Here is a 17,423-nt window from a genome sequence, read left to right on the forward strand (position 1 = left end):
AGCAACTTGAACGGTCTAGAGCGCCCGCAGATCGCCATCAAAGACCGTATTTGCGGGCTACTGGGCTTGCTCAGTAGTGCGGTGGCAATTCGTCGCGCAGACTGCGAAAGACGGGGGCGCCGTCAGCCGTGGGCATCTGGTTGCGCAGCGTGGAGAGCTCAGCGGTGAGGCGATTGATCTGGGCCTGTTGGCGCGCGACGATCTCGTTGAGCGTGTCCAGTAGGTCTTCGGCGAAGCTCGCCTTGATCTCGAGATGGGTGAGGCGGGCATCAGCGTCGGTGGGTTCCATCGGCAGTATTGTCTCGCGTCACGCGGTTGACCAACGCGCTAGGAGGCTTGGGCGGAGCGGCAACCTCCTGGGTCGATGCCCACGCCTCTCCTGCTGGATTTGGGTCCCACATCAGCCGCTTCGGGCTCAGTTCAGTCTCACCTGGCATGGCGGCCATCGGCCAGAAGCGGAAGTTGTCACAGGAGGCGCCATGGCAATCGAGGAGGGCTTGCTTTCACTGCTATTCGACGCCCCAGCGACTGCACTCAGCGAGGTGCTCCGTCGCCACTTCGCACTGAGTCAAGAAGCAGCAGACCGCATCGCAGTGACCTGTCTGTTGTTGTTCATCGTGGGCCTGTGCTTCTTGGCTTGGTTTCTCTACAACCAGTAGGGTCGGGCCTTCCGGAAGCGATGGCTCATCAACTGAGCCAGTCTCAGCTAGCATGACGGTCTTCGGCCATGAGCGGTCATTGGATTTATATACATGCGAGGAGAGACGATGATCAATATGGGGAAGGTGTTTCGCTCAATAATTTTTGTCTCCAGCACCTTTTTACTCACCGGGTGCATAGCAACCTATACACCCCCTCAATCCAATTCGGAGACGGCGCGCTTACGGGTTGCGCAGGCCTCGAGAGGGGTTCAAACGATGGTTTTGGCCGCGCCGGAAGGCTGCTTGGGACCGCATAACAGCGATGGGTTCGGCCAGAAGATTGCGATACTTGAAGGCTCGGTAAAGCATCTGCAAACTCAATCGAGACCTCTGCTAGGCATGCCTTTACCCCCTGTTCTGCCTGGGGACATGGTGGAGACCACGGTGTTGGCCGGAAAGCCATTTTCCCTTGCCGTCAATTTCACTGCCTCGTTTGCTGGCTCCAACGTAATTGGTACGACCGAAACATACTGCATTACCGGTCTTCAGTTCATTCCAGAGGCAGGTGCTGACTATGAGGCGATGTTCAATATCGATGGTCGTAGATGCTCACTATCATTGACAAGACTAGCGCCTCACCTGCCGGCTCCCTCACGTGTACCTGTTCGATCAGAGCCGCTTAAAAGTTGTTCGCGTTGACCCGCATACGCAATCGACGCGTGTCTCGACAGCTGCTTTGGGCACGGTCCAGCTTGAGCTAGCATGGCGCTATCGGCCAGAAGCGGGCATTGAATCCATAGGCCTTGGCTCCTCCATGCGCATTTTCCTTACAGCACTCTTTATTCTCATGTCCATGTCTGTTGAAGCGGGAAGCTACTTCCCGCCTGACTTCAAGGTGTTTGCATTCAAAGAAGGCGATCTTCTCGTGAGCATGAGGGGCGAAGGTAAGTTCGCAGTTAACAAAATCCTGAAAGTGGACCGCCATCAGATGAGAGCAGGCGAGTCGATCCTCATTCAAGGAAAGTTGTTTACGGCGACGGAGGACGACTACCTGCTGATCGTGAGCGCCGCCTATGGCGCCACACAGTTTTCCTCAATGGAGGAAGCGAGTGCTGCGGCGCAGAGCGGAAGTTGGCGAGTCGAGATCGACCACGTTCCAAATCGAGCATCTGGTGCCGCACAGGGGCAGACGCTTGTAGGGAATGCTGGAGTCAAGGAGGCGGAACTCGAAGGCTACAAGCGTTGGCGGCAGGAGTTTCTTGCAGGCCGGGCCGGAGTTTTCTAGCACGACGACTCCACATAGGTCAGCTTTGGGCCCAGAGCGGACTTCGATTCCTACCGCTTCTTCCGGTAGAGGAAGCCAAATCGTTTCTCGTCGGCTACCGCCACAGCGCGAGCATTCGGCTGGGGAAGTTGCAACTCCAACGCCGCCTTGTTGACATCGTCTGGCACTACCAGTCCGTGTTTGATGTCGAGCTCTGCGAGGGCAGCGATGATGTACTCATCGTTGTCCGCATCATCGAGCCATCCAACCACGATGCGGACGCCATCAGGCGTATCTCCTAAAGTCCGTTCCGCAAACTCGATAAGTTCCTGTGCCCCAGCTTCGGAGTTGCTGAAAGTTGCTTCCGCGTAGCCGTTGGATTGCTCAACAGCGACCTGAAGATTGCCTGATAGCACCAATATCGCGATGAGTTTGAGCATTGAGAGGTCCGTCCGCTTCTGGCCGATTGCGGCAGTCTAGCCCTCACCAAGCCAACTGCGAGTCGTCGATCTAGTCGTATCGAGGGCGAACGACCGGAACGTGGCGTAGAGCGCACATTCAGCGCAGCAGATCGACCGGGCGCACCCGCTGCGAAGCGGTCCGCCAGACTCAGAGATTGAGTGACCACGTCCAGTCTCAAGCCGTCGTACAGCCACCCTCGCCTTCGCGACCCGATCTCAAGCCCCCGATGCCACCCGATCCAACATGCTGCCCAAGCCGGCCTCGGCGTCGAGAAGATCGTCCCTCCGCTCCAACAAACCCAGAAGAACCCCAACGATCAACTCTCCATCGGACGGCGGCTGGTTCTCGCGTTGTTCGCGCATCACCGTCAGCGCGGCATTGGCCAGGGCGGAGGCCTTCTCTCGGTACTCGTGCAGCGACTGAAAGCTCGCCTTGATGACATGTCTGGATAGGCTCATCGCTCAACTCCCGGGTGATGTGAAGGGAGTGAGTATTGAGTTGAGCGGTGAACCCGTGGCGGTGTTTGAGGCACACCGCTGACATCCTTTGTGTGAAGACGGAATCACCCACCAAAACAAAGGCCCTGGAAGCTCCCGCCTCCAGGGCCTTTGCCCTCCCCCTCCGCAGTACCCCAATCAGAACGGATAGTGCCGCGGCGTGGTCTGCACCGTGATCCAGCGCAGCTCGGTGAACTCGGCGATGCCGGCCTTGCCACCAAAGCGGCCGATGCCCGAGCCCTTCACCCCACCAAAGGGCATCTGCGCTTCGTCGTGCACCGTGGGCCCGTTGACGTGGCAGATGCCGCTGTCGATCTTGCGGGCCACGTTGTAGGCGCGCGCGATGTCCTTGCCAAAGACGGATGCGCTCAGGCCGTATTCGTTGTCGTTGGCGCAGGCAATGGCTTCCTCGGTGCTCTTCACGCGCACGACGCACTTCACCGGGCCGAAGGTTTCTTCGCGGTAGATGCGCATGTCGGGCGTCACGTGGTCGAGCACGGTGGCGGGCATCAGGGTGTCGGTGCTTTTGCCGCCGCACACCAGCTTGGCGCCCTTGGCCAGGGCGTCGTCGATGAGCTCGTTGCAGAAGTTCACCGTGTTCATGCCGATGACCGAGCCCAGCACCACGGGCTCGGGTTTGCGCGGGTCGCCCACGGGCAGCTTGCTGGCCTTGTCGCCGAACTTCTTCACGAAGGCATCGGCGATCTTGTTGTCCACGATGAGGCGTTCGGTGCTCATGCAGATCTGGCCGCTGTTGGCGAAGGCACCGAAGGCCGCGCCGTTCACCGCGTCGTCGATGTCGGCGTCGTCGAGGATGACCATGGGCGCCTTGCCGCCCAGTTCCAGCACCACGGGCTTGAGGTACTTGGCGCAGGTCATGGCGATGATCTTGCCGACCTTGGTGGAGCCGGTGAAGTTCACGCGCCGCACGGCCGGGTGGGCCACGATGGCTTCCACCACGGCGCCCGCGTCGGCCGGGGCGTTGGTGATGTAGTTCACCACGCCGGGCGGGAAGCCCGCGTCCTGGAAGGCTTCGACGATGAGCTGGTGGGTGCGCGGGCAGTTCTCGCTGCCTTTGAAGACCACGGTGTTGCCGCAGGCCAGGGGCACGCAGATGGCGCGCACGCCCAGGATGATGGGTGCGTTCCAGGGCGCGATGCCGAGCACCACGCCGGCCGGCTGGCGCACGCCCATGGCGAGCGAGCCGGGCACGTCGGAGGGAATCAGCTCGCCCGAGATCTGCGTGGTGAGGCCGGCGGCCTCGCGGATCATGCCGGCGGCGAGCATGCAGTTGAAGCCGGCCCACATGCCGGTGCCGCCGGTTTCGCTGGCCACGGCTTCGATGAACTTCGGCGTCTTGGCTTCGAGCGCGTCGGCGGCTTTCAGCAGCAGGGCGCGGCGTTCGCCGGGGCCGGTTTCGCTCCAGGTCTTGAAGGCCTCGGCGGCGGCTTCAACGGCCATCACGGCATCGGCCGGGCTGGCGGCGGGCGCGCGCGTGGCCACGCTGCCGTCGAGCGGGTTGCGGCGTTCGAAGGTGGCGCCTTTTTCGGCGGTGACCTTCAGGCCGTTGATGAGCATGGACAGGTCGGACATGGGTTCTCCTTGAGCGTGTGCGGTCGTGAGTTGGCGTGTGTGGGGTTCGATCAGGCGGCGACGGCCTTGCGGCGCTGCACGGCGTCGGCGGCGTTGGTGGTGCCCGTGGCCGGGTCTTTGTCGGCGCCCAGGTAGGCCTCGCGGATGACGGTGGAGCGCGCCAGCAATTTCGCGGGTCCGCTGGCGACGATGGCGCCGCGCTCCAGCACGTAGCCGCGGTCGGCCACGGCCAGGGCCTTCTTCACGTTCTGTTCCACCATCAGCACGGTGGTGCCGGCGTCGGCGATGCGGCGCGCGATGCCGAGCAGCTCGTCCACCATCCTGGGCGCCAGGCCCAGCGAGGGCTCGTCGAGCATGAGCAGGCGCGGCGCGCACATCATGGCGCGCGCCACGGCCACCATCTGCTGTTCGCCACCGCTCATGGTGCCGGCCAGCTGGTGGGCGCGCTCGCGCAGCTTGGGAAAGTCGCTGAAGGCCTGTTCGATGCGGCGCGCGCGCTCGGCCTTGGGCACCAGCCAGCCGCCGAGTTCCAGGTTCTCGGTCACGCTCATCTGCGGAAAGAGCTGGCGGCCCTCGGCCACCAAAGCCACGCCGGCCTGCACGATCTCATGCGTTTTTTCGGGCAGCTCTTCGCCGTTCAGCAGCACCGCGCCCTGGCGCGGGATGAGGCCGTTGATGGCCTTGAGCAGCGTGGTCTTGCCGGCGCCGTTGGGGCCCAGCACCACGGTGAGGCCGGGCCGGGCTTCGAGCTTCAAATCGCGCAGCACCAGGAAGGCGCCGTAGCCGGCGCTCAGGCCGTCGATCTTGAGCTGGGCCTGGTTCGCACCACCCAGGCGGAAGGGGTCTTGGCGGTACCACATCATGCGGCGGCCCCTTCGGCTTCGGCGTCGCCCATCTCGTCGCCCAGGTAGGCCTCGATGACCTCGGGGTTTCGGATGACGGCGCGCGGCACGTCGTCGGCGATCTTGCGGCCCTGGTGCAGCACGATGACGCGCTCCACGTGGCGCAGCAGGGTGCTCACGGCGTGTTCGATCCAGACCACGGTAAGGTCCAGCTCGTCGCGCAGGCGGCGGATCAGGCGGGCCATGTCCTCCACCTCGTTCTCGGTGAGGCCGGCGGCCACTTCGTCGAGCAGCAGCAATTGCGGGCGCGTGGCCAGGGCCATGCCGATTTCGAGCAGGCGCTGCTGCGAGGGCGTGATGGCGGCGGCGGGCAGCTCGGCCTGCGCGCCCAGGCCGATGAGGCCGAGGATGCTGTCGGCCGTGCGCAGCACCCAGGGCACGCCGACCTCGTCGCCCCAGAACAGGTACTCGCGCCGGCGCCGGCCGGCGAACTTCAGGCCGAAGGCGATGTTGTCGCGCACCCGCATGTCGCCGAAGGTGCGCGGCGTTTGAAAGGTGCGCGCCAGGCCCCGGGCCGCGAAGCGGTGCGGCGCCTGGCCCGCGAGGGAGCGGCCGTGCAGCGCCAGCCGGCCGCTGGTGGGCTGGGTGACGCCGGAGATGGCGTTGAAGAAGGTCGTCTTGCCGGCCCCGTTGGGGCCGATGATGCCGACCAGCTCGCCGGGCATGAAGCTGGCGCTGACCTGGTCGACGGCGGTGAGGCCGCCGAAGCGCACGGTGATGTCCTGCGCCACCAGCAGGGGCTGGGTCGAGCGCCGGGCCGCCCCAAGCTCGGCCGCGCCCCCTTGGGGGGCAGCGACCCGCGCAGCGGCGGAGCGTGGGGGCTCCATGTTGGCCTCAGTAGACATGGCGCGCCTCCCGCTGCTGCTTCTCGCGCCGCTTGCGGCGCGCGGTCTCGCCACTCAGGTCGTCTTTGGTTTGCTTCCACCAGGCCTTCAGGTCACGCCACCAGCCCTTGAAGGTGTCGGCGCGCACCGAGGCCAGCCCGCCCGGCAGGTAGAGCACCGAGAGAATGAGCAAGAGGCCCAGCGACATCATGTAGACCTGCGGCACCTGCAGGCGCAGGGTTTCGGCCAGCACGCTGAAGACGATGGCCGCGATCAGCGGGCCCCACAGGGTCATGGCGCCGCCGATGAGCGCGATGAGCACGGTCTGGAAGCCGATGAAGGGGTTGAAGACCGTGTGCGGGTCGATGTAGGTCCAGCGCACGCTCATGGCCGCGCCCACGGCGCCGGCGATGGCGGCGGTGAGCGCGAAGCCGGCGGTCTTGACCAGGCGCGTGTTCACGCCCAGGGTCTGGGCGCGCTGCTCGTCGGCGCCGATGCCTTGCATGGCCAGGCCGAAGCGCGTGCGGCGGATCCCGATCGACAGGAACACCGCCAGCACCGCCAGCAGCAGCACGGTGAAGTAGATGGTGTCGCGCTCGGGCACCACCATGAGCACGCGGCCCACGGTGCCGGTGACGCTTTTCTCGAAGTAGCTGATGGCGTGGCGGATGAGTTCCGTCATGCCGAAGGTGAGCACGGCGAAGTAGGTGCCGCGCAGGTGCAGAACGGCCAGGCCCATGACCACCGCCACCACGGCCGCGAGGCCCGCACCGGCCGCGATGGCCACGGGCCAGCTCAAGGTCTCCAGGCCGATGGCGCTGGTGTAGGCGCCGATGCCGAAGAAGGCCGAGGTGGCGAGCGAGAGGTAGCGCGTGCTGCCGCAGAACAGCGCCCAGCTCGAGGACAGCGCGATGTACATCAGGCAGGTGAGCGCCATGGAGATCACGAAGTCGCTGCCGAAGCCGGGCAGGGCCACGGCCCAGCCGGTCAGGCCGAAGAGCACGAGCAGGTCGCGGATGAGGAACTGTCGGGAGGTCATGACGGGTCAGGCCTTTCGCGTCTTGCGCGAGAACAGCCCTTCGGGGCGCAGCAACAGCACGCCGATGAACACGATGTAGCTCAGCAAGGCCTTGAGCGAGGGGTTGGTGAAGTGCATGCCGATGGCTTCGATCACGCCCAGCAGCAGGCCGCCCGCGAGCGCGCCGCCCATGCTGCCGAAGCCGCCGAGGGTGATGACGATGAGCGCCGTCACGGTGTAGGGCTCGCCCATGGACGGGCTGATGGTGTAGGCCATGGACAGCAGGCAGCCGGCCACGCCCGACAGGCCCAGGCCGATGCCGAACATGAGCGGGTGCAGGCGCTTGGTGTCGATGCCCACGAGCATCGCGCCGGTGGGCGACTGCATGAGCGCGCGCACGCCCTTGCCCAGCAGGGTGGTGCGCAGCAGCACGATGAGCGCGCCCGCAAACAGCAGGGCCAGACCGAAGACCAGCAGCTTGTTCACCGCGAACTGCGCCTGCCCGCCAGGCAGGGGAATGGCGAAGGGCTGGGTGAGGTAGTCGTAGCCGCGCAGGTCGCCGCCCCAGATCCAGGAGATGGCGTTCTGCACGAAGAACATCAGGCCGAAGGCGACCATGAGGCCGCGCGCCTCGAACACGTCGAGGTTGGGCGAGGTGGCGGTGAGGCGGCGAAAGCACAGCCAGTGCACGGCCACGCCGATAGCCATGAGCAGCGCGAAGGACACCGGGATCATCCACAGCGGCGAGAGGCCGAAGGTGGCGGCCGCCATCCAGGTGATGAAGGCGCCCACCATCAGGAACTCGCCGTGCGCGATGTTGAGGATGCGCATGAGCCCGTACTGCAGGTTCAGGCCCAGCGCGACGAGCGCGTAGATGCCCCCGGTGATGAGACCGGAGGCGATCAGCTCGATCCAGGCGGAAAACGACATCACTTCCAGGCGGGCTTGTTCGGGTTCAGCTTGGCCGTGGCCACCTGCTGCGGCCACACCACCTCGAACTCACCGTTCTGCCACTGGCCCACGGTGCCGGGCGTGCCCACGTTCTCGCTGCCCTGGAACCTGATGTCGCCGAGGATGGTTTTGTGCGTGGTGTTGGCCACGTAGTCGCGGATGGCCTTGCGGTCCAGGCCGTGCTGCTTGACGGCATTGGTGAGGATCTCCATGCCGGCCCAGCAGGCGCCGCTGGCCCAGCGGTCGGGCTCCTTCTTCTGGCTGGCCACGTGGGCGTCGAAGTAGGCCTTGGCGCCGGGGCTGGTCTTGCTGTTCCAGGAGCCCATGCCCAGCACGCCTTCGGCGCCGGCCGCGGTGATGACGTTCTTGTAGAGCGGGAAGGCCGTGCCCACCGAGGCGTAGAAGAACTTCGGGTTGAAGCCGATCTCCTTGGCCTGGCGGCTGGCGAGGATGGTGTCGGGCGGGTAGGTGAAGCCCACGAACGCGTCGGGGTTCTTGTCCTTGATGGCGCGCAGCGTGGGGCTGAGGTCCTTCACGCCGCCGGGGTAGCTGGTGTCCTGCACCAGGCTGATGCCGCTGCCCTGCAGCGCCACCTTGAGGGCGGCGTAGTTCTCCAGGCCGAACAGGTCGTCCACGTAGATGCAGGCCACGGTCTTGGCGCCGCTGGCCTTGAGCATGTCGACCAGGGCGTCGCACATGGGCTTGGGCTGCTGCAGCAGCAGGAAGAAGTAGGGCAGCTTCAGGTCCACCAGCCGCTTGGACAGCGCGGTGGGCGCCAGGAAGGGGTAACCGAAGCGGTTGGCCAGCGGCGCGACGGCGAAGTTGGCGTTGGAGCCCCAGGGCGGCAGGATGAGGTCGACCTTGTCGCTGCCCATGAGTTTTTCGTAGGTGCGCACCACGGTCTCGACGTCGCTGCGGTCGTCGCTGCTGATGAGCTCGATCTTGCGGCGCACGCCTTTCACGTCCAGGCCGCCGGCGGCGTTCTGCTGCTCGGCCCAGAGCAGGAAGTTGGGCTCCTGGCTGGTCTGGGCGCCGCCCGTCCACGGGCCGGTGCGCGACATGCTGTAGCCCACGCGCACCGGCGCGCTCTGCGCCATCAGCTGCGGGGCGACCGCCATGGCGCCCACGGCGGCGGCGGTCTGCTGGATCATCACTCGGCGGTTGCTCATGGCCATGCTCGTCTCCTGGTGTTGGGGGGTGTCCTCGGACGCGGCCATGGTAGGAAAAGCCCCCGCGCGCCGCTGTACCGTGGGTGCACGGTCCGCTTGACCAATCGCGCATGGCGATGCGGGTTTACCCGCAATGCCACGCCCTCGCGCAGGCGGGGACATCACGCAACAATGGCAGCCCCGCCCCGCCACCCCCCAAGCCCCGTGAGCAAGCCCACCCCGATGAGCACCGACGCCGTGGCGCCCGCCGAGCGCGCGGCGATCTGGCGCGAGTGGGTGTGGACGCACTTCGGCGGCCTGGACTCCGACCTCTACGGCGACACCGACTTCGAGGGCCACATGAGCGCCTCGCAGGCGGGCGACGTGGTGCTGACGCGGCTGGAGGCCAACCGGCACCGTGTGATCAAGAGCGACCGCCAGGCGCGCGCGGGCGAGCGGCCCTACCTCAAGATCGTGGCGCCCTGGCGCGGCAGCGCGGGCGTGCAGCAATCGGGCCGCGAGGCCTGGGTGCGGCCCGGCGGCTGGGCCATCTACGACACCACCGACGCTTACGCCGTGGCCAACCCCGAGCAGGTGGAGCACCTGATCGTGATGCTGCCCAAGGCCCAGCTGGCCGAGCGCGGCCTGGCGCTGGAGCCGCTGATGGCGCGGCAGATCGGCGGCGTCTCGGGCATCGCGCGCGTGGCGCTGGAGACCATGCGCACCACCTACCAGGAGCTGCCCGGCATGAGCGAGTCGGCCGCGCGCGGCGCGGGCGAAGCCATCGTGGAGCTGGTGCGGCTGTCGCTGCTGGAGCTGGCCGGGCGCGGCGACGGGCGCACGCAGCTGGAGGCGTTCCGCGACCGCATCCGCGTGCACATCGGCCGCCACCTGCGCGACCCCGGCCTGTCGCTGGACCACATCGCCAGCGCCATGAACTGCAGCAAGCGCCACCTGCACAAGGCCTTCAGCGCCGAGGACGACACGCTGGCGCAGTACATCCTGCGCCAGCGCCTGCAGGGCTGCATGCGCGAGCTGGGCGACGCGGCCAGCGCCACGCGCACCATCACCGAGATCGCGTTTTCCTGGGGCTTCAACAACACCGCGCACTTCAGCCGCGTGTTCCGCGAGCACACGGGACAGACGCCGTCGGCCTACCGCGAACGGGCCCAGGCCGGCACCACCGGCTGAAGGGCCATCGGTCGAATGGCCGTGGCGCCCGCGGCCAATCGGCGCAGGCGGGAGCGGGCCGGCCGACCTCTCATGGGCTACCCCCCGCCCGTATACCAAGCCCCGTGGCAACCCCCTCGACCTCGCCGCCGTCGACGCGCCCGCCGCGTCGGCGAGGGACCAAGGTCTGGCGGTGCATCGGCGGGTGCTGGCTGCTGCTGAGCCTCTGGTGGCTCTGCCCGGCGGCCCAGGCCCAGCCGGTGTTCGAGGTGCCCACGCAGGCCGCCTCGGTGCCGCTGACCGACGAGCTGGAGTACTTCATCGACGAGACGGGCCGCTGGCGGCCCGAGTCCGGCGAAGCCCCGCCGGGCGGCTGGCGGCCCCTGCGCGAGCGCCGGCTCAACCAGGGCAACTTCGGCTTCGTGCCGCACCCCATCTGGTTCCGGCTGACGCTGCGCTCGGCCCGCCCTATCGAGCGGACCTGGGTGGTCGGCACGCCGCAGCTCGAGTGGGTGGAATGGGTGCAGATGCGCGAAGGCCGAGTGGTCGGGCGGGCCGAGGCCGGGCTGGGCCCCACCCAAGGCACGCGGCCCGACAACCCCGAACCCGCGCGCACGTGCTGCTGGGCGGCTACTTCGGCCTGCTGGCGGGCCTGCTGGCCTACAACGGCTTCCTGGCGCTGCGCCTGCGCGACCCCGCCTATGGCTACTGCATCGCCTTCGGCATTGGCCTGGGCGTTTTCCAGCTCAGCAGCACCGGTTTCGGGCCGAGCTTCCTGTGGTCGCGGCACGCGCGCATGGGCGTGCTGCCTCCCCTCATGGCCGCCATCACCCTCGACCTGCAGCAGCCCCTCTACGCGCTGAGCCTGGCCACCGAAAGCCTGGCGCGCCAGAACACCCAGCCCATGCCATCGCAGGCGCTGACCCAGATGCGCTCGGCCCTGTTCTCCGCCGACGAGCTGATGGCCTCGCTGGCCATGAACGTGCGCCTGGACCGGGAGAACCTGCTGCCCGAGTTCGAGGTGTTCTCGGTGCAGAGCATGCTTGAACGCATCGACGCCCTGTTCGCCACGCGCGCGCAGCAGGCCGGCCTGCGCTGGCGTGTGCCGCCCAGCTGGCGCCGGCCGTGCATTGAGCAGGCGTTTCGGCGCTGCCGTTTCAGCGCGGCGCGCAGGCGCGCGCCACCTTCATCGCCAGCTGGTGCAGGGCCTGCCAGGGCTCGGCGGGCCAGTCGGGGAACTTCAGGCCCTTGACGATGCCGTCCACGGTGTGGGCGTCGTCCAGCCAGCGCGCCAGCTGCGCCGTGCCCAGCGTGGGCAGCACGCGCTCGACCAGCTTTTCCTTCACGCCCCAGACGCGGCTTTCGCGCAGGGCGATGGGCAGCGGGCGGCCGTCGTCCACCGCGCCGCGCACGCGGTTGAGCGTGCGGATGTCCTCGGCCAGCGCCCAGTGCACCAGCACGGGCGCCTCGCCCTCCGCCTGCAAACCGTCGAGCATGCGCTGCACACGCGCCACCTGGCCGGCCAGCACGGCCTCGGCCAGCTTGAAGGCGTCGAAGCGCGCCACGTTGAGCACGGCCGACTCGACCTGCTCGAAGCCCAGCTCGCCCTGTGGGTGCAGCAGCGCGAGCTTCTGGATCTCCTGGTGCGCGGCCAGCAGGTTGCCTTCCACGCGGTCGGCGAAGAAGGCCAGGGTGCGCTGGCCTTCCTCGCCCGCGGCCACGCGCTGGCCCTGGGCCTGCAGGCGCGTGGCGATCCACTGCGGCAGGGCCTTGCGGTCCACCGGGTCGACGCGCACGGTCACGCCGTGGGCGTCGAGCGCGGCGAACCAGGCGCTCTTCTGCGTGGCCATGTCCAGGCGCGGCAGCACCACCAGGGTGAGCGTGCTGTCATTGCCGTCGGCGGACTCGGCCAGCTGCTGCAGGGCGGCCGAGCCGTCTTTGCCGGGCTTGCCCGAGGGCACGCGCACCTCGACGATCTGCTTGTCGGCGAACAGGCTCAACGAGGCGCCACTGGCCAGCACGGCCGACCAGTCGGCGTGCGCGCCGGCCATGGTGTGCACGGTGCGCTCGGTGTGGCCCTGGGCGCGCGCGGCGGCGCGGATGGCGTCGCCCGCTTCCTGGATCAGCAGCGGCTCGTCGCCGTGCAGGGTGTAGAGGCTGCGCAGGCCCTTCTGGAGCTGGGCCTGGAGCTGGTTCGCGGCGAGCTGCATGCCGTCAGAGCTGGCGCACCGACGCGAGGCGGCGGATCACCTGCTGCGCGATGTCGGTGGTCATGTCGCGGTAGAGCATCTGTTCTTCGGCGTCCTTGGCGAGCACCACGGTTTCGTTGAAGCTCAGGTCGCGTTCGAGCAGCAGCTCGCTGTCGTCGATCAGCATGCGATCTTCGCGCGTGCGCAGGTTGAAGCGGAAGCGCACGCGCAGCTGCAGTTCGCGCACCTGGCCGGCGGCCGTCTGGCCCACGACCACGCGCTCGCGCTGGTCCACCTGGGCGGTGAGGATCACCGGCGGCAGCGGGTTGCCGTCCACACGCAGTCCGTTGACCTGCATCTCGCGGCGCAGCTGCACGGTCACGTAGCCGGCCACGCCGGTGAGCTGCACGGCATCGAACGCGAAGTGCGGCGCCTCGCGCAGCTTGAAGCCGCAGGCCGGCAAGGCCAGGGCCGCCGCACCGCCGAGCAGGAGACGCCTGTTCATGGTCACACCACCACGTTGACGAGGCGGCCCGGCACCACCACGACCTTCTTGGGCGCGGCGCCGGCCGCCTGCTTGACGAAGGCCTCGCTGGCGAGCGCGGCGGCCTCGATGGCGGCCTTGTCGGCACTGGCCGGCACGGTGACGCTGCCGCGGTGCTTGCCATTGATCTGCAGCACCAGTTCGATCTGATCGCGCTGCAGCGCGGACGCGTCGGCCTGCGGCCAGGGCGCGTCCAGCAGCTCGCCGGCCTGCGCGGCGTAGCCGAGCTCGTTCCAGAGCGTGTGCGCGATGTGCGGCGTGGCCGGGTACAGGCAGCGCAGCAGGATGCCGAAGCCCTCGGCGGCGGCGGCCTCGTCGCCCGCGCCCTCGGGCGTGAAGCCCTCCAGCGCATTGAGCATCTTCATGGCGCCCGAGACCACGGTGTTGTATTGCATGCGCTGGTAGTCGTAGTCCACCTGCTTGAGCACGGTGTGGATCTCCAGTCGCAGCGCCTTGGCGGCCTGGGACAGCGTGGCCTGGCCCACGCCCGCGGCCAGCGCGCCCTGCGACGCACCGGATGGGCCCTGCGCCCGGCGCTTGTGGCCGTAGCCCCAGACCCGGCGCAGGAAGCGGTAGCTGCCCTCCACCGCGGCGTCGTTCCACTCCAGCGTGGCCTCGGGCGGCGCGGTGAACATGGTGTACAGGCGCGCGGTGTCGGCGCCGTACTTCTCGATCAGGTCCTGCGGGTCGACGCCGTTGTTCTTGGACTTGGACATGGTGCCCACGCCCTCGTAGTCGATGGGCGTGCCCACGGGCAGGTCACCGACGGCGTTCTTCAGCTTCGCGCCGACGATCTTGCCGCCCTCGTCGAGCACGTTGTCCACGTCGTGCGGCCAGAAGTACTCCTTGGCGCCCTTGTCGGTGCGGCGGCTGTAGATGTGGTTGAGCACCATGCCCTGCGTGAGCAGGTGGGTGAAGGGCTCGTCCACCGTGACCAGGCCGAGGTCGCGCATGACCTTGGTCCAGAAGCGCGCGTACAGCAGGTGCAGGATGGCGTGCTCGATGCCGCCGATGTACTGGTCCATGCCGCTGCCGCCGGTGGCCAGCTTCTGGTCGCGCATCCAGTAGGCCGTGCCCTCGGCCACCATGCGCTCGCTGTTCTTCGGGTCGCAGTAGCGCATGAAGTACCAGGACGAGTCCACGAAGGTGTCCATGGTGTCGGTCTCGCGCCGCGCCGCCGCGCCGCACACCGGGCAGACCACGCCGGCGTGGAAGCCCTGGTGGTGGTTGAGCGGGTTGCCACTGCCATCGGGCACGCAGTCCTCGGGCAGGACCACGGGCAGGTCTTTCTCGGGCACGGGCACGGCGCCGTGTTCGGGGCAGTGAATGATGGGGATGGGCGTGCCCCAGTAGCGCTGGCGGCTGATGCCCCAGTCGCGCAGGCGCCAGGTGGTTTTCTTCTCGCCCAGGCCCTGGGCGGCCAGCGCCTCGGCGACCTTGTCGACGGCGGCCTGGTAGCCCAGGCCATCGAGGAAGCCGCTGTTGACGCAGACGCCGCGCTGCTTGTCGCCGTACCACTCCTGCCAGGCGTCGGCGCTGAAGGTTTCGCCTTCGACCGCCACCACCTGCGGGATCGCCAGGCCGTACTTCCTGGCGAAGGCGAAGTCGCGCTCATCGTGGGCGGGCACGCCCATGACGGCGCCGTCGCCGTAGCCCATGAGCACGTAGTTGCCGACCCACACCGGCACGGCCGCGCCGGTGATGGGGTGGGTGACGCTCAGGCCGGTGGGCAGACCTTCCTTGTCTTTCAGCGCCAGCTCGGCCTCGGTGGTGCCGCCCTTCTTGCATTCCTCGATGAAGGCGGCGAGCGCCGGGTCGCTGGCGGCCGCGTGCGTGGCCAGCGGGTGCTCGGGCGCCACGGCGCAGAAGGTGACGCCCATGATGGTGTCCGCGCGCGTGGTGAAGACGTAGAGGCGGCCGTCGCCGATGAGGGCGCCGCTGGCGTCCTGGATCTGGTGCGGAAAGGCGAAGCGCAGGCCCTCGCTCCTGCCGATCCAGTTCTCCTGCATCAGGCGCACCTTGTCGGGCCAGCCACTGAGCGTGGCCTTGGGGTTGCCGATCTGCACGTGGTCGAGCAGCTCGCCCGCGTACGAGGTGATGTTGAGGTAGTAGCCCGGGATCTCGCGCTTCTCGACCAGCGCGCCGGTGCGCCAGCCGCGGCCGTCGATGACCTGTTCGTTGGCGAGCACGGTGTGGTCCACCGGGTCCCAGTTCACCACCTGGGTCTTGCGGTAGGCGATGCCCTTTTCCAGCATCTTGAGGAACAGCCACTGGTTCCAGTGGTAGTAGTCGGGCGAGCAGGTGGCGACCTCGCGGCTCCAGTCGATGGCCAGGCCCATGGCCTGCATCTGCCGCTTCATGTAGGCGATGTTGTCGTAGGTCCACTTCGCGGGCGGCACCTTGTTCTTGATCGCCGCGTTCTCGGCCGGCAGGCCGAAGGCGTCCCAGCCCATGGGCATGAGGACGTTGTAGCCCTTCATGCGCAGCTGGCGCGTGAGCATGTCGTTGATCGTGTAGTTGCGCACGTGGCCCATGTGCAGCTTGCCGCTCGGGTAGGGCAGCATGGAGCAGGCATAGAACTTGGGCTTGCCGGCGTCTTCGGTGACGCGGTAGGCGTCGCGGGCGGTCCAGTGGGCCTGCGCGGCGCGCTCGACGTCTTGGTGGGCGTATTTGTCTTGCATGGGAACGGGGAAGACCAGGGAAGCCGGACGGGCGCGGCTCGCCCGTGGGAGCGGGGATTTTAGGCCGCGCGCCCGGCGGGCGCCGCCGGCGCGCGCCCTCGTCGGTGAACCGCCACCGGCCGGCTAGGTCTGGCGCAGCCCCAGCACGTCGAACATGTCGAACAGCCCGGCGCGGCGGCCGGCGAGGAAGCGCACCGCGCGCAGGCTGCCCTGGGCGTAGGTGCTGCGGCTGGCGGACTTGTGCGTGATCTCGATGCGCTCGCCGGTGCCCGCGAACAGCACGGTGTGGTCGCCCACGATGTCACCGCCGCGGATGGTGGCGAAGCCAATGCTGGACGGGTCGCGCTCGCCGGTGACGCCCTCGCGCGCGTAGACCGCGCAGTCCTTGAGGTCGCGGCCCAGGGCATCGGCGATGACCTCGCCCATCTTGAGCGCGGTGCCGCTGGGCGCGTCCACCTTGTGGCGGTGGTGGGCCTCGATGATCTCGATGTCGTAGCCGGTGGACAGGGCCTTGGCCGCCATTTCCAGCAGCTTGAGCGTGACGTTCACGCCCACGCTCATGTTGGGCGCCATCACGATGGCGATGCGCTGGGACGCCTCGGCGATGCGGGCCTTCTGCGCCTCGCTGAAGCCGGTGGTGCCGATGACCAGGTTGACGCCCTGCGCCACACAGGCGTCCAGGTGGTCCATGGTGCCCTCGGGGCGGGTGAAATCGACCAGGCAGTCGCTGCCCTGCAGGCTCTGGGCGAGATCGGCGGTGATCGGCACACCGGTCGGCTGGCCGGCGTAGGCGCCGGCGTCCTGCCCGATGGCGGGGCTGGCGGCCACGTCGAGCGCGCCGCTGAGCCGGCAGTCGCCGCTGTCGCGCACGGCCTCGATCAGCATGCGGCCCATGCGGCCGCTGGCCCCCGCGACACAGACGCGGTGGGGGGTGGTTGCAACGCTCATCGGCCCGACTCCAGCGGCGGGAAGTTGGTGGTGGCGGGTGCGGGCGCGGCGCTGGCGGGCAGCGGCGGGGCCTGCGGCTTGTTGCGCTCGGCGAAGTCCTTGAGCTGCTGCTCGGTGGCCTCGAGCACGGGCGGCTTGGCCTTTTTGTCGCGGCGTACGTCCAGCGAGGCCACGAACTCGGCCTCGGTGGGCAGCTCGTCGGCCTCGTGGCGCTCGAGCACGCCGTCCTTGAAGAACACGGTCACTCGGCGGCGCAGCGGCTCCTGGCCCCGGCGCTGCAGGGTGAAGACGTAGTCCCAGCGGTCGGCGTGGAACACGCTGGCCAGCAGCGGCGAGCCCAGGATGTCGCGCACCTGTTCGCGCGGCATGCCGGGCTTGAGCGCCTCGACCTGCTCGCGGGTGATCACATTGCCTTGAAGGATGTCGATCTTGTATGGCGTGACCCAGTTGGCCACGCTGCCACAACCGCCCAGCGCCAGCAGGGCAACCAGCGCGAGCGAGATTCGGAACTTGGAGAAGGACATGGCGAAAACCCGGGGTGGGGGCCTGCTGGCCCTGCACTGGCGCGGCCGGCGCAAGGCGGACGATAAT

The 17,423-nt window shown here is 67.9% G+C and carries 17 protein-coding genes and 1 pseudogene; 4 read left to right on the plus strand and 14 right to left on the minus strand.

Annotated elements, in window-relative coordinates; genetic code table 11:
* Positions 1-70: 70 nt before the first annotated feature.
* Positions 71-289, minus strand: coding sequence for a SlyX family protein (locus DY262_RS15465; RefSeq protein WP_116960009.1), 219 nt, complete (start codon positions 287-289; stop codon positions 71-73).
* 1,007 nt (positions 290-1,296) lie between these two features.
* Between DY262_RS15465 and DY262_RS15475 the strand changes: the two genes are divergently transcribed.
* Positions 1,297-1,926 carry a hypothetical protein gene (locus DY262_RS15475; protein ID WP_245981034.1) on the plus strand — a complete coding sequence of 210 codons (630 nt, stop codon included), beginning with the start codon at positions 1,297-1,299 and terminating at the stop codon, positions 1,924-1,926.
* A 50-nt stretch (positions 1,927-1,976) separates the two neighbouring features.
* Here DY262_RS15475 and DY262_RS21635 read toward each other — a convergent pair whose 3' ends face one another.
* The 8 genes from DY262_RS21635 to DY262_RS15510 form a co-directional block, all read right to left on the minus strand.
* Positions 1,977-2,345: a hypothetical protein gene (locus DY262_RS21635; protein ID WP_147326243.1), complete on the minus strand. Its 369-nt coding sequence runs from the start codon at positions 2,343-2,345 to the stop codon at positions 1,977-1,979.
* Between the two features lie 237 nt (positions 2,346-2,582).
* Positions 2,583-2,825 (minus strand): hypothetical protein, encoded by a 243-nt coding sequence (locus DY262_RS15480; protein ID WP_116960011.1) that lies wholly within the window; start codon positions 2,823-2,825, stop codon positions 2,583-2,585.
* Between the two features lie 177 nt (positions 2,826-3,002).
* Entirely contained in the window at positions 3,003-4,457 is a 1,455-nt protein-coding gene (locus tag DY262_RS15485; RefSeq protein ID WP_116960012.1) for an aldehyde dehydrogenase, read from the minus strand.
* A gap of 50 nt (positions 4,458-4,507) precedes the next feature.
* Positions 4,508-5,320 carry an ABC transporter ATP-binding protein gene (locus DY262_RS15490; protein WP_116960013.1) on the minus strand — a complete coding sequence of 271 codons (813 nt, stop codon included), beginning with the start codon at positions 5,318-5,320 and terminating at the stop codon, positions 4,508-4,510.
* Entirely contained in the window at positions 5,317-6,186 is an 870-nt protein-coding gene (locus tag DY262_RS15495; RefSeq protein ID WP_245981036.1) for an ABC transporter ATP-binding protein, read from the minus strand. Before DY262_RS15495 ends, DY262_RS15490 begins: the two co-directional genes overlap by 4 nt.
* 7 nt (positions 6,187-6,193) lie before the next feature.
* Positions 6,194-7,222: a branched-chain amino acid ABC transporter permease gene (locus DY262_RS15500; protein WP_116960014.1), complete on the minus strand. Its 1,029-nt coding sequence runs from the start codon at positions 7,220-7,222 to the stop codon at positions 6,194-6,196.
* 6 nt (positions 7,223-7,228) lie between these two features.
* On the minus strand, positions 7,229-8,131 hold the full coding sequence (locus tag DY262_RS15505) for a branched-chain amino acid ABC transporter permease (protein WP_116960015.1): 903 nt from the start codon (positions 8,129-8,131) through the stop codon (positions 7,229-7,231).
* Positions 8,131-9,327, minus strand: a complete 1,197-nt coding sequence (locus tag DY262_RS15510) for an amino acid ABC transporter substrate-binding protein (RefSeq protein ID WP_116960016.1) — start codon at positions 9,325-9,327, stop codon at positions 8,131-8,133. Before DY262_RS15510 ends, DY262_RS15505 begins: the two co-directional genes overlap by 1 nt.
* 198 nt (positions 9,328-9,525) lie before the next feature.
* Here DY262_RS15510 and DY262_RS15515 point away from each other — a divergent pair, with 198 nt between their 5' ends.
* The 3 genes and pseudogenes from DY262_RS15515 to DY262_RS22040 all read left to right on the plus strand — a co-directional run bounded on the left by DY262_RS15515 (position 9,526) and on the right by DY262_RS22040 (position 11,722).
* Complete coding sequence (locus tag DY262_RS15515) at positions 9,526-10,491, plus strand: AraC-like ligand-binding domain-containing protein (RefSeq protein ID WP_425459299.1); 966 nt, start codon at positions 9,526-9,528, stop codon at positions 10,489-10,491.
* A 269-nt stretch (positions 10,492-10,760) separates the two neighbouring features.
* A pseudogene (locus DY262_RS22220) lies at positions 10,761-11,033 on the plus strand (7TMR-DISMED2 domain-containing protein); the annotation flags it as partial.
* 53 nt (positions 11,034-11,086) lie between these two features.
* Positions 11,087-11,722, plus strand: coding sequence for a 7TM-DISM domain-containing protein (locus DY262_RS22040; RefSeq protein WP_245981039.1), 636 nt, complete (start codon positions 11,087-11,089; stop codon positions 11,720-11,722).
* On the opposite strand, the gene holA is transcribed toward DY262_RS22040, so the two are convergent.
* The 5 genes from holA to DY262_RS15550 all read right to left on the minus strand — a co-directional run bounded on the left by holA (position 11,628) and on the right by DY262_RS15550 (position 17,356).
* A complete protein-coding gene (gene holA, locus DY262_RS15530; protein WP_070399831.1) occupies positions 11,628-12,680 on the minus strand; it encodes a DNA polymerase III subunit delta in 1,053 nt (350 codons plus the stop codon). The two genes, DY262_RS22040 and holA, sit on opposite strands and share 95 nt — an antisense overlap.
* Positions 12,681-12,684: 4 nt before the next feature.
* Positions 12,685-13,164, minus strand: a complete 480-nt coding sequence (locus DY262_RS15535) for an LPS-assembly lipoprotein LptE (protein ID WP_116960019.1) — start codon at positions 13,162-13,164, stop codon at positions 12,685-12,687.
* A 2-nt stretch (positions 13,165-13,166) separates the two neighbouring features.
* Positions 13,167-15,884: a leucine--tRNA ligase gene (leuS, locus tag DY262_RS15540; protein ID WP_116960020.1), complete on the minus strand. Its 2,718-nt coding sequence runs from the start codon at positions 15,882-15,884 to the stop codon at positions 13,167-13,169.
* A gap of 123 nt (positions 15,885-16,007) precedes the next feature.
* Positions 16,008-16,832 (minus strand): 4-hydroxy-tetrahydrodipicolinate reductase, encoded by an 825-nt coding sequence (gene dapB, locus DY262_RS15545; RefSeq protein ID WP_116960021.1) that lies wholly within the window; start codon positions 16,830-16,832, stop codon positions 16,008-16,010.
* On the minus strand, positions 16,829-17,356 hold the full coding sequence (locus DY262_RS15550) for an outer membrane protein assembly factor BamE (RefSeq protein WP_116960022.1): 528 nt from the start codon (positions 17,354-17,356) through the stop codon (positions 16,829-16,831). The genes dapB and DY262_RS15550 overlap by 4 nt, the downstream gene beginning before the upstream one ends.
* Positions 17,357-17,423 lie beyond the last annotated feature (67 nt).

This window comes from Hydrogenophaga borbori (assembly GCF_003417535.1).
Taxonomy (GTDB): Bacteria; Pseudomonadota; Gammaproteobacteria; order Burkholderiales; family Burkholderiaceae_C; genus Hydrogenophaga; species Hydrogenophaga borbori.

Coding starts and splice junctions, on each gene's coding strand:
- DY262_RS15465 (WP_116960009.1), bottom strand. CDS start 289: ATGGAACCCACCGACGCTGATGCCCGCCTCACCCATCTCGAGATCAAG.
- DY262_RS21635 (WP_147326243.1), bottom strand. CDS start 2,345: ATGCTCAAACTCATCGCGATATTGGTGCTATCAGGCAATCTTCAGGTC.
- DY262_RS15480 (WP_116960011.1), bottom strand. CDS start 2,825: ATGAGCCTATCCAGACATGTCATCAAGGCGAGCTTTCAGTCGCTGCAC.
- DY262_RS15485 (WP_116960012.1), bottom strand. CDS start 4,457: ATGTCCGACCTGTCCATGCTCATCAACGGCCTGAAGGTCACCGCCGAA.
- DY262_RS15490 (WP_116960013.1), bottom strand. CDS start 5,320: ATGATGTGGTACCGCCAAGACCCCTTCCGCCTGGGTGGTGCGAACCAG.
- DY262_RS15495 (WP_245981036.1), bottom strand. CDS start 6,186: ATGGAGCCCCCACGCTCCGCCGCTGCGCGGGTCGCTGCCCCCCAAGGG.
- DY262_RS15500 (WP_116960014.1), bottom strand. CDS start 7,222: ATGACCTCCCGACAGTTCCTCATCCGCGACCTGCTCGTGCTCTTCGGC.
- DY262_RS15505 (WP_116960015.1), bottom strand. CDS start 8,131: ATGTCGTTTTCCGCCTGGATCGAGCTGATCGCCTCCGGTCTCATCACC.
- DY262_RS15510 (WP_116960016.1), bottom strand. CDS start 9,327: ATGGCCATGAGCAACCGCCGAGTGATGATCCAGCAGACCGCCGCCGCC.
- holA (WP_070399831.1), bottom strand. CDS start 12,680: ATGCAGCTCGCCGCGAACCAGCTCCAGGCCCAGCTCCAGAAGGGCCTG.
- DY262_RS15535 (WP_116960019.1), bottom strand. CDS start 13,164: ATGAACAGGCGTCTCCTGCTCGGCGGTGCGGCGGCCCTGGCCTTGCCG.
- leuS (WP_116960020.1), bottom strand. CDS start 15,884: ATGCAAGACAAATACGCCCACCAAGACGTCGAGCGCGCCGCGCAGGCC.
- dapB (WP_116960021.1), bottom strand. CDS start 16,832: ATGAGCGTTGCAACCACCCCCCACCGCGTCTGTGTCGCGGGGGCCAGC.
- DY262_RS15550 (WP_116960022.1), bottom strand. CDS start 17,356: ATGTCCTTCTCCAAGTTCCGAATCTCGCTCGCGCTGGTTGCCCTGCTG.